Genomic DNA, 13,295 nt, shown 5'->3' on the forward strand with positions numbered 1-13,295 from the left:
GGCCAAAAGCACGCCGGGATGACGGGGGAATGCCGACACCGCAGTTTCAACCTCGATAGTTGCGGGTTTGCTTCCGCTACCCGGGGCCGAGCCGCACCCCGTGGCGCGCCGACACGCCCTTCGCTACGTGCCCCACTGCGCACGGGAACCTTCGTGCGGTCCGGCGCGTCCAATGCAGTGAATGAGTCGTCGTGAACGAAGGGGCCGGTGATGGACCCGGATCTGTTGCGCACCAGTATCTCCGCCGAGCGTGCGCAGGCGGGGGCCGAGCGGGAGCAGCGGGGTATTTCGCATGATGGGGTGGACCCCGATTACATCTCGCGCCTGGAGAATTTCGAGGGGGTGACGCATGAGGAGATATTCCGGTGCGTCCAGGAGATGGATCCCGGGGCCATGCACGGGTCCGCCGATACGTGGGTGAGTATTGCCAATTGTCTGGGCGGGGCCGTGGCCGGGCTGCATATGACGGTGCAGGCGGCGCTGGCCGAGGGGCTGCGGGGGCGGATCGCGACGGCTGCCGATGCTGCCGCGCGGGCGTTCGTGCAGCAGGCGACGGATATCGAGGAGGTCGTACGGGTATCGGGGCACCGGATCATGGCCGCCGCGTACGGGGCCGAGGCGGTGAAGAGATCTGTTCCGCCACCGCCGATTACGGGTGCGGAGCCGGCGCGGGGTACGACGGCCGAGTTTCTCGCCGCGTTGACGGGTGGACCCGCACCGGGCGACGTACACAGCATTTCGGTGTTCGAGGAAGAGCAGTACCGGATCGCCTTGGCCGCGCTGGACGCCAACTACGTGCCCATATATCCGCCCGCGGGCTCCGGGGTCCCTGCCTTCAGGCCCGCTGTACGGCCAGGTGAGAATGGTGGCCCTGCAACACTTCTCGCACCTGCCGATCTCGGCCATGCCCCGACTGGAGCCGGTTCCACACGAACCGGATCCGGACCGGCGAGGGCACCGGATTCGACACTTCCGCCAGACAGTGTTCCAGCTTCGACAACGATGACATCTGCTACTGCCGAAGAGAGTTCATCACGCAAGCCCGAGTCGGCGAACCAAAACACCTCTGCGTGGCAGGACTCTTCGGCTACTGAGACGCCGGCACCTACCCCTTCGACCACACCCGCGAACCTCAGCCAAGGAACGCCCGGCCCCGGCTCTCCCGGCGGTGGGGCACCGGCGCTCGGTTCCCCGTATTCACCCAGCTCTCCGGGTGGTGTGCCATTCACTCCGGGCGATCCCGGCCGCAGTATTCCGGGCAGCCCACCTACCGGAACCACCTCGACACCAGCGCCTTCCGGTGGTTCGGGACGCTCCGGCGCGAACTGGATTCCCGGCATGTACCCACCGGCCGCCGCCGCAGGCGCGGACGCGGAATCCACCCGAACGAGCCCGGAGTGGCTGATCTGGAACCGCGAGGACGAACTCCTCGGCACTACACGGCCATTGCCGCCCGGCACGATCGGCGCGGATATCCCTGCGGCACAATTCGATCCCGGCAGCGGCAGCGGGGAGGGCCGCAGATGAGGTGGGAGCGAACTGGTGGCGGCACCACATCGGTGGCCACCGCCCCCAGTTCCGTCGCGTGGCAGCTACCGCGCGACCTCATAACGGACACAGGCGAATTCACCATTCGGGGCCACCTCGGTGACCTTCAGTTCGAGGTGGCGTGGGAGTAGGGGTGCGCCGGATCCCAGGGTTACCGGTGCGATGGAGACGATGATCTCGTCCAGCAGGCCGTGATCGGCGAACTGTCCGGCGAGGTCGCCGCCGCCGACGATCCAGAGGTCCTTTCCGGGTGCGGCGGCGGCCATCTGCTTGTGGACGATGTCGGCCGGCTCGGCGGTCAGGCGGATATCCCTGCCCTCGAACTCGGGGAATTCGCGGTGGGTGAATACCCAGGCGGGGACCGTGTAGGACCATTCACCGGGCTCGTTGTCGAGGATCCACTGATAGGTGCTCGCGCCCATGGCGATCGCACCGATAGCGGTGATGAACTGGTTGTATCCCATGGGGCCGTCTTCATCGGAGTGGCGCGACAGCAGCCAGTCCAGGGAGTGGTCGGCGGTGGCGATGAAGCCATCGACGCTGGTGGCGGTGTAGTACACGGTCTTCATGGCGGTCATCCTCTTCGTTGGAGCCATGCGATAGGGTCGCCGTCACCGAGTTCATCTGCGGTGGACGGTAATTCGGTGCGAATCCAGTGCCGTACCAGATATCTGCGATGTGCCGAGTAGCCGAGTACGTGCGCGATCACGCTGCCGATGACGAAACTCTCCGGCGGATCGCAGAGCGCGTCGATCAGGGTGTCGCCCCACCCGCCGCGCAGATCGATCTCACGAACGGTGTCGAGCCAGCGCGCCGCCACCCGCTCGTGGCGTTTCACCAGGCCGGACAGGTCATCGCCGCGCTCACCGGGCATATCCGCACCGTCGATGGACGCGAGCCACATCTCCTTCGTCTCGATGAGATGCGCCAGTACCGCGGCAATGGATTCCTCCTTGCTCTGGAACGACTCGACAGTGAAATTCGGAATCCGCACGCGCCGGTACTGTTCGTCGGTGAGTGCGCCTGCCGCAGCGAGCAATTCGCGTGTGTCGTCGACATCGTGATGCAGTAGCAGCGTGGTGGGGTCCATATCGGACCGTCCTTTCGGCGTTCTCGCCACCCACAGCGACATCGGTGGATGGAAGTGAATCCCATTGGCCGCGACCAGCCATCGCCGCCGCCGGTCCTCGGTGGTGGCACTCGGCGGATGTCCGTAGGCCTTGCTGAACGCGCGGCTGAACCCCTCCACCGAGTCGTATCCCGCCGCGAACGCGACCTCGGTCACCGACCCACCGGACGACAGCTCCCACGCCGCCCGCTCCAGCAGCACTCGCCGCCGCAGGGCTACCGGCGACTCGCCGGTGCCCCGCGTGAACTGTCGCGCGAAATGAAACGGCGAGATATAGGCTCCCGCCGCCATATCACCCAGCGTCGCGTTGTCCTCGTGCAGCACCGCATCGAGCAGTTCGCGAAGTCGATCTCGTCCGTTCTTGGGCACAGGATGAGTCTGCCAAGTCGGACCCCGGGCGTGCTTGACCGAAATTGCTCACCTGCGGGGCCGTCACTCCAGTGTGTTCTCGGCCAGGGTCGATTTGCGTCGAGAGGCGGGCGCACCCGGTCGGGACCGGTCAGCGCTCCTGGGTGCTTTCGGCCTCGCCGCCGAAGACCCGCTCCACCACCGTTTTAGCCCGCCGTGTGACCCGCATGTAGTGGTCCAGGAATTCGCTGCCGTCATCGTTGCGCCAGCCCGCGACCTTGGCGACCGCGGAGAGCAGGCGGCCCGGGCCGGGCAGTTGGTCGGCGGGTTTGCCGCGCACCAGGACCAGGGCATTGCGGGCCTTGGTGGCGGTGATCCACGCATCGCGCAGTAGCGCCGCATCGGCGGGGTCGACGAGTTCGGCCTGTTCGATGACGTCGAGAGATTGCAGGGTGGAGGTGTTGTGCAGGGCCGGAACCGCATGGGCGTGCTGCAACTGGAGCAGCTGCACGGTCCATTCGATATCGGCGAGGCCGCCGCGACCGAGTTTGGTGTGGGTGGCCGGGTTCGCGCCGCGTGGCAGGCGTTCGGCATCGACCCGCGCCTTGATGCGGCGGATTTCGCGAACACCCTCGGGAGACATACCACCCTCGGGGTAGCGGATCGGGTCGACGGCGTGCAGGAATCGCTTACCGAGTTCCGGATCGCCCGCCACGAAGCGGGCGCGCAGCAGTGCCTGCACCTCCCACGACTGCGCCCACTGCCCGTAGTACGCGGCATAGGCGGCCAGGGAGCGGACCAGCGCGCCATTGCGGCCCTCGGGACGCAGTCCGGTATCGACCTGCAGTGGCGGATCGGTGCTGGGCGCACCGAGGAGGCGCTGGACCTGCTCGGCAATGCCGATGGACCATTTCACCGCGACGGTCTCATCGGCCCCGGGGCGCGGATCGCAGACGAACAGCACGTCGGCGTCGGAGCCGTAGCCCAGTTCCAGACCGCCCAGCCGCCCCATCCCGATCACGGTGATATCGGCGGGCGCGGGCCGGCCGAGTTCGGCCTCGCTGGCCCGAATCGCCGCCTGCAGCGAGGCTTCGAGGGTGGCGATCCATACCGAGGACAGCGCCCCGCACACCTGCGGCACCTCGAGCATGCCGAGCACATCCGCGGAGGCGACCCGCGCGAGCTCGTGCCGACGCAGCGATCGCGCTGTCGCCACCGCCCGCTTGGCTTCACCGTAACGCGCTGTACCGGAAAGGATTCCGCGCGCCACATCGGCCGGTTGGGTGGCCAGCAACAGCGGTCCGTTCGGACCGTCCGCGTACATGCGAATGGTTTCGGGTGCGTTGATGAGCAGATCCGGCAGGTACGCCGAGGATCCGAGCACGATCATGAGCCGCTGTGCGATGGCTCCCTCGTCGCGCAGTTCGCGCAGGAACCAGATCTCATTGTCGAGCCCCTCCGATACCCGCCGATAGGCGAGCAGCCCGGCATCGGGATCCGGTGTATCCCCCAGCCATTCGAGCAGCGTGGGCAGCAGCAGCGTCTGAATGCGTCCCTTGCGCCCCACCTCCCCGGTGAGCGCTTTGAGGTGTCCGAGCGCGTTCGCGGGAGCGCCGTAACCCAGCGCGGCCAACTGCCGTATCGCCGCCTCGGGACTCAGCCGCAGCGAGGCGGCATCAAGGCGCGCAACGGATTCCAGCAGCGGTCGGTAGAAGAGTTTGGCGTGCAGTCGCCGCACCCGCACGGCATTGCGCTTGATCTCGCTGATCAGCACCCCGACCGCGTCCTGGCGACCATCGGGCCGCATATGCGCCGCGCGCGCCAGCCAGCGCATCCCCTCCTCGTCCTCGGGTGCTGGCAGCGTGTGCGTGCGCTTGAGTCGCTGCAACTGCAAACGGTGTTCGAGCAGTCGCAGGAATTCGTAGGAGGCGGTGAGATTGGCGGCATCGTCGCGGCCGACATAGCCACCGGCGGCCAGGGCCGTCAACGACTCCACCGTGCCCTGGGTGTGCAGCGAGTCATCGGCCTTGCCGTGCACCAATTGCAGGAGCTGCACCGCGAATTCGACATCGCGCAGTGATCCGTGTCCGAGCTTGAGTTCGCGCTCGCGCAGATCGGCGGGCACGAGGTCCTCCACGCGCCGGCGCATGGCCTGCACATCGGCCACGAAGTCGGGCCGCTCCGAAGCACTCCACACCATCGGCATGAGCGCGTCGCGGTACTGCTCGCCGAGTTCGAGATCGCCGGTGGCGGGCCGCATTTTCAGCAGCGCCTGGAATTCCCAGGTGCGCGCCCATCGCTTGTAGTAGGCGATATGCGATTCCAGGGTGCGCACCAGCGCCCCCGCCTTACCCTCGGGTCGCAGCGCGGCATCCACTTCGAAGAAGGCCGCCCCACCTACGCTCATCATCTCGGCCGCCAGCCGCGTGGCGGTGGTATCGGCCGGTTCGGCGACGAACACCACGTCCACATCGGAGACGTAATTGAGTTCGCGCGCACCGCATTTACCCATGGCGATCACGGCCAGCCGTCCCGGCACCGGCCGGTCCGCGCACACCCGCGCCACCGCTACCGACAGCGCCGCGGTCAGGGCCGCATCGGCCAGATCGGTGAGGTGCCAGCCCACCTGCTGGTACGGCAGGACCGGTTCATTCTCGACGGTGGCGGCCAGATCGATGGCCGCCAGCAACATGAGCTCATCGCGATACCGCTTGCGCAGCAACGCCACCACTTCCGGCCCGGCGATCTTGGCACGGTGCAGCATGGGCGAGGCGTTGGGCCCGTCCTCCGGCTCCGCGCCCACGGCGTCCAGCAGCGACGCCAGCAATTCCTCGCGGTTGGGCAAGGCCCGACGCCGCAGCAATTTCCAGGAGCTCGGATCGGCCGCGAGGTGATCGGCGAACGCACTCGACGAACCGATCAGCGCGAACAGCCGCCCACGCAGCGAGGTGTCCTCACGCAGGGCGTAATCCAGTGCGGCCCAGTCGTTTCCGAGCCCTTCGCGCACCCGCATGAGCGACGCCAATGCCAAATCGGCGTCGGGGGAACGCGAGAGCGCCCAGAGCAGTGGAACACTCTCGACGTTGTCCCACGCCAACTCTCGCAGAGAATTGGCTGCCGACGGCTCGAGTAAACCGAGCCGTCCGACACCTGGGACCGCGGAACGGGCAGTCGGTGGCCGGACCATGTTCCTAAATTACATGTCATGCGAGGTACGCGTCGTAACGAACCCGCTCGGTTACAGGACATATCCCGAGCGGATTCCGCTGTGATCACACAATTCGCGGAACCCGTCGGCGACAGTGACTTCAGGGCCTACAGGCCCAGGTATTCCTTCAGCTCGTGCGGCGTCACCTGGGACCGGTAGTCGGCCCATTCGCGACGCTTGTTGCGCAGGAAGAAGTCGAAGACGTGCTCGCCGAGCGCCTCGGCCACCAGTTCGGACTTCTCCATATTCCGCAGCGCCTCATCGAGGCTGCCCGGCAACTCCCGGAAGCCCATGGCGCGACGCTCGGCCGAGGTCAGCGACCACACATCGTCCTCGGCCTCGGGCGGCAGCGTGTAGCCCTTCTCGATACCGCGCAGACCGGCCGCGAGAATCACCGCGAAGGCCAGGTACGGGTTGCAGGCCGAGTCAGGGCTGCGCACCTCGACGCGGCGCGAGGACGACTTGTTGGGCGTGTACATCGGCACCCGCACCAGCGCGGACCGGTTGGACCGGCCCCACGATGCCGCCGTCGGGGCCTCGCCGCCGTGTATGAGCCGCTTGTAGGAGTTGACCCACTGGTTGGTGACCGCGCTGATCTCGTGCGCGTGCTCGAGAATGCCCGCGATGAACGCGCGCGCCGTCGCCGACAGGTTGTTCGGGTCGTCGAGATCGCTGAAGGCGTTCTGCTCACCCTCGAACAGGCTCATATGGGTGTGCATGGCCGAACCCGGGTGCTCGGCGAAGGGCTTCGGCATGAACGTGGCGCGCACGTTCTCGTCGATGGCCACTTCCTTGATCAGGTAACGGAACGTCATGACGTTATCGGCCATGGACAGCGCGTCCGCGTAACGCAGATCGATTTCCTGCTGGCCGGGTGCGCCCTCGTGGTGGCTGAATTCCACGGAGATACCCATGGATTCCAGCGCGTCGATGGCGTGGCGGCGGAAGTTGGGGGCCTCGTCGTGCACGGCCTGGTCGAAGAAGCCGCCATTGTCGACCGGAACCGGGCTGGAGCCGTCGTACGGCCCCGGCTTGATCAGGAAGAACTCGATCTCCGGGTGCACGTAGCAGCTGAAGCCCATATCGGCGGCCTTGTTCAGCTGGCGACGCAGCACGTGCCGCGGATCAGCCCAGGACGGCGAACCGTCGGGCATGGCGATATCGCAGAACATGCGCGCGGAGTGCTGATGCCCCTTGGAGGTGGCCCACGGCAGCACCTGGAAGGTGGAGGGGTCCGGCTTGGCGACCATATCGGCCTCGGAGACCCGGGCAAACCCCTCGATGGCGGAGCCGTCGAAGCCGATGCCCTCCTCGAAGGCGCCCTCGAGTTCGGCGGGAGCGATTGCCACCGACTTGAGATAACCCAGGACATCGGTAAACCAGAGCCGTACGAAGCGGATATCCCGCTCTTCGAGCGTCCGCAGCACGAATTCCTTCTGGCGATCCATGCTCGCGAGCGTATGCACCCGGAGTTAAATCTGTGTTACATGGGAGATGCGGCTCGAATGCGCTATTGCTGGAGCCGCACCGCACCCCGGGTGCCTACCGGGGAATTCAGCAGGTGAGAGCCGCCGCGGGCGGTGTCAGGTTCACCAAATATTCGACCACCGGACCATCGACACACTCGGACACGCCGGAAAGCGCGACGGTGTGGCGCGGGCCGTCGAAGGTGATCAGCGAGGCATCGAGCTGCCGTGCCAAATCGACACCCGCCTGGTACGGGGTAGCCGGATCCTCGGTGGTCGATACCACCACCACCTCGGTCAGGTCCGGAATCGAGATCTGGTGCGGGATGGAGGTACTGGGCACCGGCCAGGTGGCGCAGAGCTCCAGGGGCGCGGCTCCGGTACCGCGACCGTCATCCAGGAACGGGGCGACGCGGCGGTATTCCGAATCCTGGGCGGCGGCGACGGCGCGATCATCGACGCGCGGATCGTCCACACAGCGGATGGCGTTGAAGGCATCCGATGTGTTGTCGTAGCTGCCGTCATCGCGGCGGCCTTGGTAGAGATCGGCCAGCGCGAGCAGGGTGTCGCCGCGACCCTCCCGCAATTCGTTCAGCCCCTTGGTCAACGCGGGCCAGAAGCGGTTGGAGTACAGGGTCTGCTGCACACCGGTAATGGCGTCGCCGTAGTGCAGGCCGCGCGGATCGTCGGTCTCGGCCTGGGTGTCCCACAGCGGGTCGACCAGTTCCCGGAATCGCTTGACCGACTGCGAGGTATCGGTGCCGAGTGGGCACTCGGGGCGCGTGGCGCACTCGGTGGCGTAGGCGTCGAAGGCCTGCTGGAAACTGGCGGCCTGCAATACCGACTCCCGCACCGGATCCTGCGAGGGGTCGAGCGCGCCGTCGAGGACCAGTGCCCGCACCCGGTCCGGGAATTTCTCCGCGTAGGAGTAGCCGAGACGGGTGCCGTAGGAGTAGCCGACGTAGCTGAGCTTGTCGTCACCGAGCACCGCCCGAATAATGTCCATGTCCTGCACCACTTCCCGGGTGCCGACGTGGGCGAGGAAATCCTTGCCGGTGCGTTCGACGCACTTGTCCGCGTACTGCTTGTTGTCGGCCTCCTGGGCCGAGATCCCCGCCGGGTCATTGTCCTCGGGCTTCTCGGTGCGTTCGGCATCGATTTCAGCGGGGGTCAGGCATGTGATGGCCGGGGTGGACGCGCCGATACCACGCGGGTCGAAGCCGATGCGGTCGAAGCGTTCCGCCAGTACGGTGTCGTCGCCGACGGTGTTCATGGTCAGGCCGGAGACGCCGGGGCCACCGGGGTTGAACAGCAGCGAACCGATTTTCTGACCGCTGGCCTTGATCCGCGAGATTGCGATCTCGGCGGTATCGCCGTCCGGATTCGCGTAGTCGACGGGCACGAGGACGTATGCGCATTCGGTGTCGGAGGGCAGTTCTTCCTCGCTGAATTTCGCGCAGCTACCCCACTTCACACTCTGGCCATAGAACGACTCCATATCCGCGGGCCCGACGGCAACCGGTTCCCCGGTCACCTCGGTGCCACACGCGGACGCCACCAATACCAATGCCGCGGCCATGAGCATGGCCGGACCCGATCGCTTGAACCCCATGCCGATGATGGTGCCACGCTGGTTGTTCAGCCTCCGCCCCGCTACGGACGACGACCCCACCACACCTTCACGACCACACCGCAGCTCCCGTACCGAGCGTTCAGCTCCCCGCACTGCGCCAGCAGGTTCGCGGCCCGGTTCGGTTCTGGACTGAGTGGAGCGGGGGAGCGAAGCGGAGGAGCGGAGGGAGGGAAGAACCGGACGGCCGGGCCGCGAACTTGCTGGCGCGCAGCGGCGGCCGAAAACACTGTGAGGAATTCCATCCTGAGCGGGGCGGGTTGGAGTGGCAGACTGAAGTCGTCATAACAACCCGGGGACCCGTATGGGCCTCGAGGACGACGAAAGGGACGATGATGTCCGTATCCGATGCGGAAACCCCTGCCTACGGTGCTGGTCAAGCCCCGAAGACCGCTGCCAAGCGCAAGACGCGCGTACAGCATCTCCTGCAGATGAAGCAGTCCGGTGAGCGCTGGTCCATGCTCACCGCGTACGACTACTCCTCGGCGCGGCTGTTCGAGGAAGCCGGGATCCCGGTCCTGCTGGTCGGCGATTCGGCCGCCAATGTGGTGTACGGCTACGACACCACGGTGCCCATCACCATCGATGAACTGATTCCGCTGGTGCGCGGCGTGGTACGCGGCGCTCCGCATGCGCTGGTGGTGGCCGATCTGCCGTTCGGCAGCTACGAGTCCTCGCCGGAGCAGGCCCTCGCGACCGCTGTCCGCTTCATGAAGGAGGGCGGCGCGCACGCGGTGAAGCTGGAGGGCGGCGAACGGGTCGCGGACACGATCGCCAAGCTCACCGCCGCCGGTATTCCGGTCATGGCGCATATCGGCTTCACCCCGCAGAGCGTCAATACGCTGGGCGGGTTCCGCGTGCAGGGGCGCGGTGACGGTGCCGAACAGCTCGTTGCCGACGCCATCGCGGTACAGGAGGCGGGTGCGTTCTCCGTGGTCATGGAGATGGTTCCCGCCGAGCTGGCCGGACAGGTCACCCGCAAGCTCACCATTCCGACCGTCGGTATCGGCGCGGGCAGCGATTGCGACGCGCAGGTGCTGGTGTGGCAGGACATGGCGGGTTTCACCAGCGGCAAGACCGCCAAGTTCGTCAAGCGTTTCGGCAATGTCGGTGACGAACTGCGCAGCGCCGCAGCCGCTTTCGCGGATGAGGTCAGGCAGGGCACCTTCCCGGGTCCCGAACACAGCTTCTGAGAACACTGGGCGGCCTCGTCGGCATCGCCGCCGCCTACCGTCCATCCGGAAACCGCCCCCATTCGGATATAGCTGTTCGCTATTTCCGTCTGGGGGCGGCGATACTGCTCGGCCCAGCTCGGTAAAACGGTGGCAGACTCGTTATCGATGAGTTCAATCGATCAAAGGGAACGCATGTCGCAACGCCGTTGGACGAGCAAGCTTCAGACGCGGCGCGCGGCGCTGCTGGTAGCCACTGCGGCGGCCGTCGCACTGACCGCGGGGTGTGGTGGCAGCACCACCGGTTCCGGCGAGCCGACCGGATCTTCGGCTCCGCAGAGCACCACCGCCGAGACCACCACCGGCGCGCCGACCACCTCGCCGACCCAGGTGACCGTGTCCGATGACGTCGCCAAGCAGTTGTGCGACATCATCGAACCGCAGCTGTCGGATTGGCGTGTGCAGGGACCGACACTGGGCAAGATCTCGCTCAATGGCAGCGTGCACGAGTGGGCGCTGCGCAATGGCGGCATCAATGTGCAGGTGCTCTCCGATAAGGGCGTGGTGGACCGGATCATGATCGCGCAGTGCCCGGACACCCATGCCGAGGCGATCAAGGCTCTCGAACTGTCGGATCTGGCCTCCGGAATCGCGTTCTGATGCGCGGCCTGTACCCGGCGATCGAACCCGATCAGCAAGGAATGCTGGACGTCGGCGACGGGCAGCGGATCTATTGGGAGGAAAGCGGGAACCCGAACGGCAAGCCGGTGGTATTCCTGCACGGTGGACCCGGCGGCGGGACCGCGGCATTCCACCGGCAGTTCTTCGACCCGCAGGCGTACCGGATCGTCCTCTTCGATCAGCGCGGGTGTGGGCAGTCCACACCGCATATCGCCGATGGGGCCGGGTTGGAAGCCAATACGACCTGGCATCTGATCGCCGATATCGAGGCGCTGCGCGCGCATCTGGGTATCGACCGGTGGCAGGTATTCGGCGGATCGTGGGGTTCCACGCTGGCGCTGGCCTATGCGCAGAAGTATCCGGAGCGGGTGACCGAGCTGGTGCTGCGCGGCATATTCCTGTTGCGGCGCAAGGAAATCGACTGGTACTACAACGGCGCGGCCGGGAACCTCTACCCGGATGAGTGGGAGAAATTCCTGGCACCGGTGCCGGAGCATCAGCGCGACAGCGATCTGGTGCAGGTGTATCACCAGCTGCTGCACTCACCCGATAAGGAGGCGGCCACCGCGGCGGCCATCGCCTGGTCGGTATGGGAGGGTTCGACGAGTTCGCTACTGCCACAGGCAGACCGGGTGGCCGAGACCGCCGATCCCCGGTTCGCGCTGGCGTTCGCGCAGATCGAGAACCACTATTTCAACAATGGCGGCTTCCTCGACGACGGTCAGCTGCTGCGCGATATCGACCGCATCGCCGATATTCCGGGTGTCATCGTGCAGGGCCGCCACGACGTGGTCTGCCCGGCGGTCAGCGCGTGGGATCTACACAAGGCGTGGCATAATTCGCAATTACATATCGTGTCCGACTCCGGTCACGCCGCCTCCGAACCCGGCATCATCCATCATCTGGTTGAGGCCACGGATAAATTCCGCCCATGAAGCACGGTGAGTCTCGCCCATGACGCACACAGCAGCCGGTCCAGCTCTGGTCGCCGCTATCGCCGACGATGTGGATCGGCTGCTGTCCGCCGAACCCGATGTACGCCAGGATCTTCCGGATTCGGTACACCAGATGCGGGTGGCGACCCGACGGTTGCGCAGCGTATTGCGCTCCTACAGCCGAATCTTCGAGCAGCGTCCGATCGACGAGCTACGCGATGAATTGCGCTGGCTGGCCGGGCTGCTCGGGGTCGCCCGCGATGCCGAGGTGCGGGCGGAGCGGTTCGAGGCGCTACTGGACCGGCATCCGGAATTGGCGCCGAAGAAGTCCCGCGCCCGGGGCGAGAGCGGTACGCGGCGGGCGAAACCCGCTCGCCGGGACGGCCACGGCCCACCCGGCCGAAAGTCCGCGACCGGTAAGCGTGTTTCGCGTACGGCGGAGGTGACCGCGATCGATGGTGGATCCACCTCCCGAATCGATCTGCGCGGCAGACTGCTCACCGCCGAACGCGACGCCTACGCGAGTGCGCACGCGGAAATCATGGAAGCCCTGGACAGCGATCGCTACCGGTCGCTCACCGAGTGCCTGCGGTCCCTGCTCACCGATCCCCCACTGCGCACCAAGTATGCCGAACGCGACGCGACGAAGTTCTGCGACTCCGTGCTGCGCAAGGATTTCCATCGGGTGCACCGCCTGGTTCACAGCGAACCCGGCCTTCCCGAAGCCGAACGCGTCGAGCATATGCACGAAATCCGCAAGGCCGCCAAACGCTTGCGCTACGCCGCCGACGCCGCGACCGGCATCCTCGGCGATTCCGCGAAGAAGCTCTCCTCCAATGCCAAGAAACTGCAATCGGTCCTCGGCGATCACCGCGACGCGGTCGAAGCCGAAGCGGCCATCCGGCAACGCTCCGAAGGTAGCGACGACCCCGCCTGGCAGGTGCTCTGCGACGACGAGGCCGCCGCCGCCCGCGAGGTGCTCGAACAGTATCCGGCCGCAACGGAATTCCTGCGCGACAGCTATTCCGGCTGACGGACCGAACCGGATTCCAGGTGACGGACCGAATCGAGCCTGCCAGGTGCTGATCCGGGTCGAGGTTCGTGAAGCCGCCTGACCGCCTTCGTTGACCGCCTTCGTTGAGCACCTGACCGCCTTCGTCGACATCGCCTGGCCGCCC

General features: G+C 66.3%; 10 protein-coding genes. 5 read left to right on the forward strand and 5 right to left on the reverse strand.

Features of this window, described 5'->3' with window-relative positions; genetic code table 11:
• Positions 1-210 precede the first annotated feature (210 nt).
• Positions 211-1,527: a hypothetical protein gene (locus NU1_RS08550; protein ID WP_067519157.1), complete on the forward strand. Its 1,317-nt coding sequence runs from the start codon at positions 211-213 to the stop codon at positions 1,525-1,527.
• Positions 1,528-1,592: 65 nt separating this feature from the next.
• On the opposite strand, the gene NU1_RS08555 is transcribed toward NU1_RS08550, so the two are convergent.
• From NU1_RS08555 to NU1_RS08575, 5 genes are all read right to left on the reverse strand, one after another.
• The gene (locus NU1_RS08555) at positions 1,593-2,117 is read right to left on the reverse strand and encodes a dihydrofolate reductase family protein (RefSeq protein WP_067519168.1); all 525 of its coding nucleotides are present in this window, start codon (positions 2,115-2,117) and stop codon (positions 1,593-1,595) included.
• A gap of 5 nt (positions 2,118-2,122) precedes the next feature.
• Positions 2,123-3,046: a helix-turn-helix domain-containing protein gene (locus tag NU1_RS08560; RefSeq protein ID WP_245720005.1), complete on the reverse strand. Its 924-nt coding sequence runs from the start codon at positions 3,044-3,046 to the stop codon at positions 2,123-2,125.
• Positions 3,047-3,176: 130 nt separating this feature from the next.
• Entirely contained in the window at positions 3,177-6,212 is a 3,036-nt protein-coding gene (locus NU1_RS08565) for a bifunctional [glutamine synthetase] adenylyltransferase/[glutamine synthetase]-adenylyl-L-tyrosine phosphorylase (RefSeq protein ID WP_067519160.1), read from the reverse strand.
• A gap of 128 nt (positions 6,213-6,340) precedes the next feature.
• Entirely contained in the window at positions 6,341-7,681 is a 1,341-nt protein-coding gene (glnA, locus tag NU1_RS08570) for a type I glutamate--ammonia ligase (RefSeq protein ID WP_067519170.1), read from the reverse strand.
• A gap of 106 nt (positions 7,682-7,787) precedes the next feature.
• The gene (locus NU1_RS08575) at positions 7,788-9,311 is read right to left on the reverse strand and encodes an alpha/beta hydrolase (protein WP_212761734.1); all 1,524 of its coding nucleotides are present in this window, start codon (positions 9,309-9,311) and stop codon (positions 7,788-7,790) included.
• Between the two features lie 353 nt (positions 9,312-9,664).
• Between NU1_RS08575 and panB the strand changes: the two genes are divergently transcribed.
• The 4 genes from panB to NU1_RS08595 all read left to right on the forward strand — a co-directional run bounded on the left by panB (position 9,665) and on the right by NU1_RS08595 (position 13,150).
• Positions 9,665-10,522: a 3-methyl-2-oxobutanoate hydroxymethyltransferase gene (panB, locus tag NU1_RS08580; protein ID WP_067519173.1), complete on the forward strand. Its 858-nt coding sequence runs from the start codon at positions 9,665-9,667 to the stop codon at positions 10,520-10,522.
• A 147-nt stretch (positions 10,523-10,669) separates the two neighbouring features.
• The gene (locus tag NU1_RS43090; RefSeq protein ID WP_245720006.1) at positions 10,670-11,161 is read left to right on the forward strand and encodes a hypothetical protein; all 492 of its coding nucleotides are present in this window, start codon (positions 10,670-10,672) and stop codon (positions 11,159-11,161) included.
• Positions 11,161-12,117 (forward strand): prolyl aminopeptidase, encoded by a 957-nt coding sequence (gene pip / locus NU1_RS08590; RefSeq protein WP_067519164.1) that lies wholly within the window; start codon positions 11,161-11,163, stop codon positions 12,115-12,117. Before NU1_RS43090 ends, pip begins: the two co-directional genes overlap by 1 nt.
• Before the next feature lie 19 nt (positions 12,118-12,136).
• Positions 12,137-13,150 carry a CHAD domain-containing protein gene (locus NU1_RS08595; protein WP_067519166.1) on the forward strand — a complete coding sequence of 338 codons (1,014 nt, stop codon included), beginning with the start codon at positions 12,137-12,139 and terminating at the stop codon, positions 13,148-13,150.
• Positions 13,151-13,295: the final 145 nt, after the last annotated feature.

The organism is Nocardia uniformis NBRC 13702 (assembly GCF_001613345.1).
Taxonomy (GTDB): domain Bacteria; phylum Actinomycetota; class Actinomycetes; order Mycobacteriales; family Mycobacteriaceae; genus Nocardia; species Nocardia uniformis.

Coding starts and splice junctions, on each gene's coding strand:
- NU1_RS08550 (WP_067519157.1), top strand. CDS start 211: ATGGACCCGGATCTGTTGCGCACCAGTATCTCCGCCGAGCGTGCGCAG.
- NU1_RS08555 (WP_067519168.1), bottom strand. CDS start 2,117: ATGAAGACCGTGTACTACACCGCCACCAGCGTCGATGGCTTCATCGCC.
- NU1_RS08565 (WP_067519160.1), bottom strand. CDS start 6,212: ATGGTCCGGCCACCGACTGCCCGTTCCGCGGTCCCAGGTGTCGGACGG.
- glnA (WP_067519170.1), bottom strand. CDS start 7,681: ATGGATCGCCAGAAGGAATTCGTGCTGCGGACGCTCGAAGAGCGGGAT.
- NU1_RS08575 (WP_212761734.1), bottom strand. CDS start 9,311: ATGGGGTTCAAGCGATCGGGTCCGGCCATGCTCATGGCCGCGGCATTG.
- panB (WP_067519173.1), top strand. CDS start 9,665: ATGTCCGTATCCGATGCGGAAACCCCTGCCTACGGTGCTGGTCAAGCC.
- NU1_RS43090 (WP_245720006.1), top strand. CDS start 10,670: ATGAGTTCAATCGATCAAAGGGAACGCATGTCGCAACGCCGTTGGACG.
- pip (WP_067519164.1), top strand. CDS start 11,161: ATGCGCGGCCTGTACCCGGCGATCGAACCCGATCAGCAAGGAATGCTG.
- NU1_RS08595 (WP_067519166.1), top strand. CDS start 12,137: ATGACGCACACAGCAGCCGGTCCAGCTCTGGTCGCCGCTATCGCCGAC.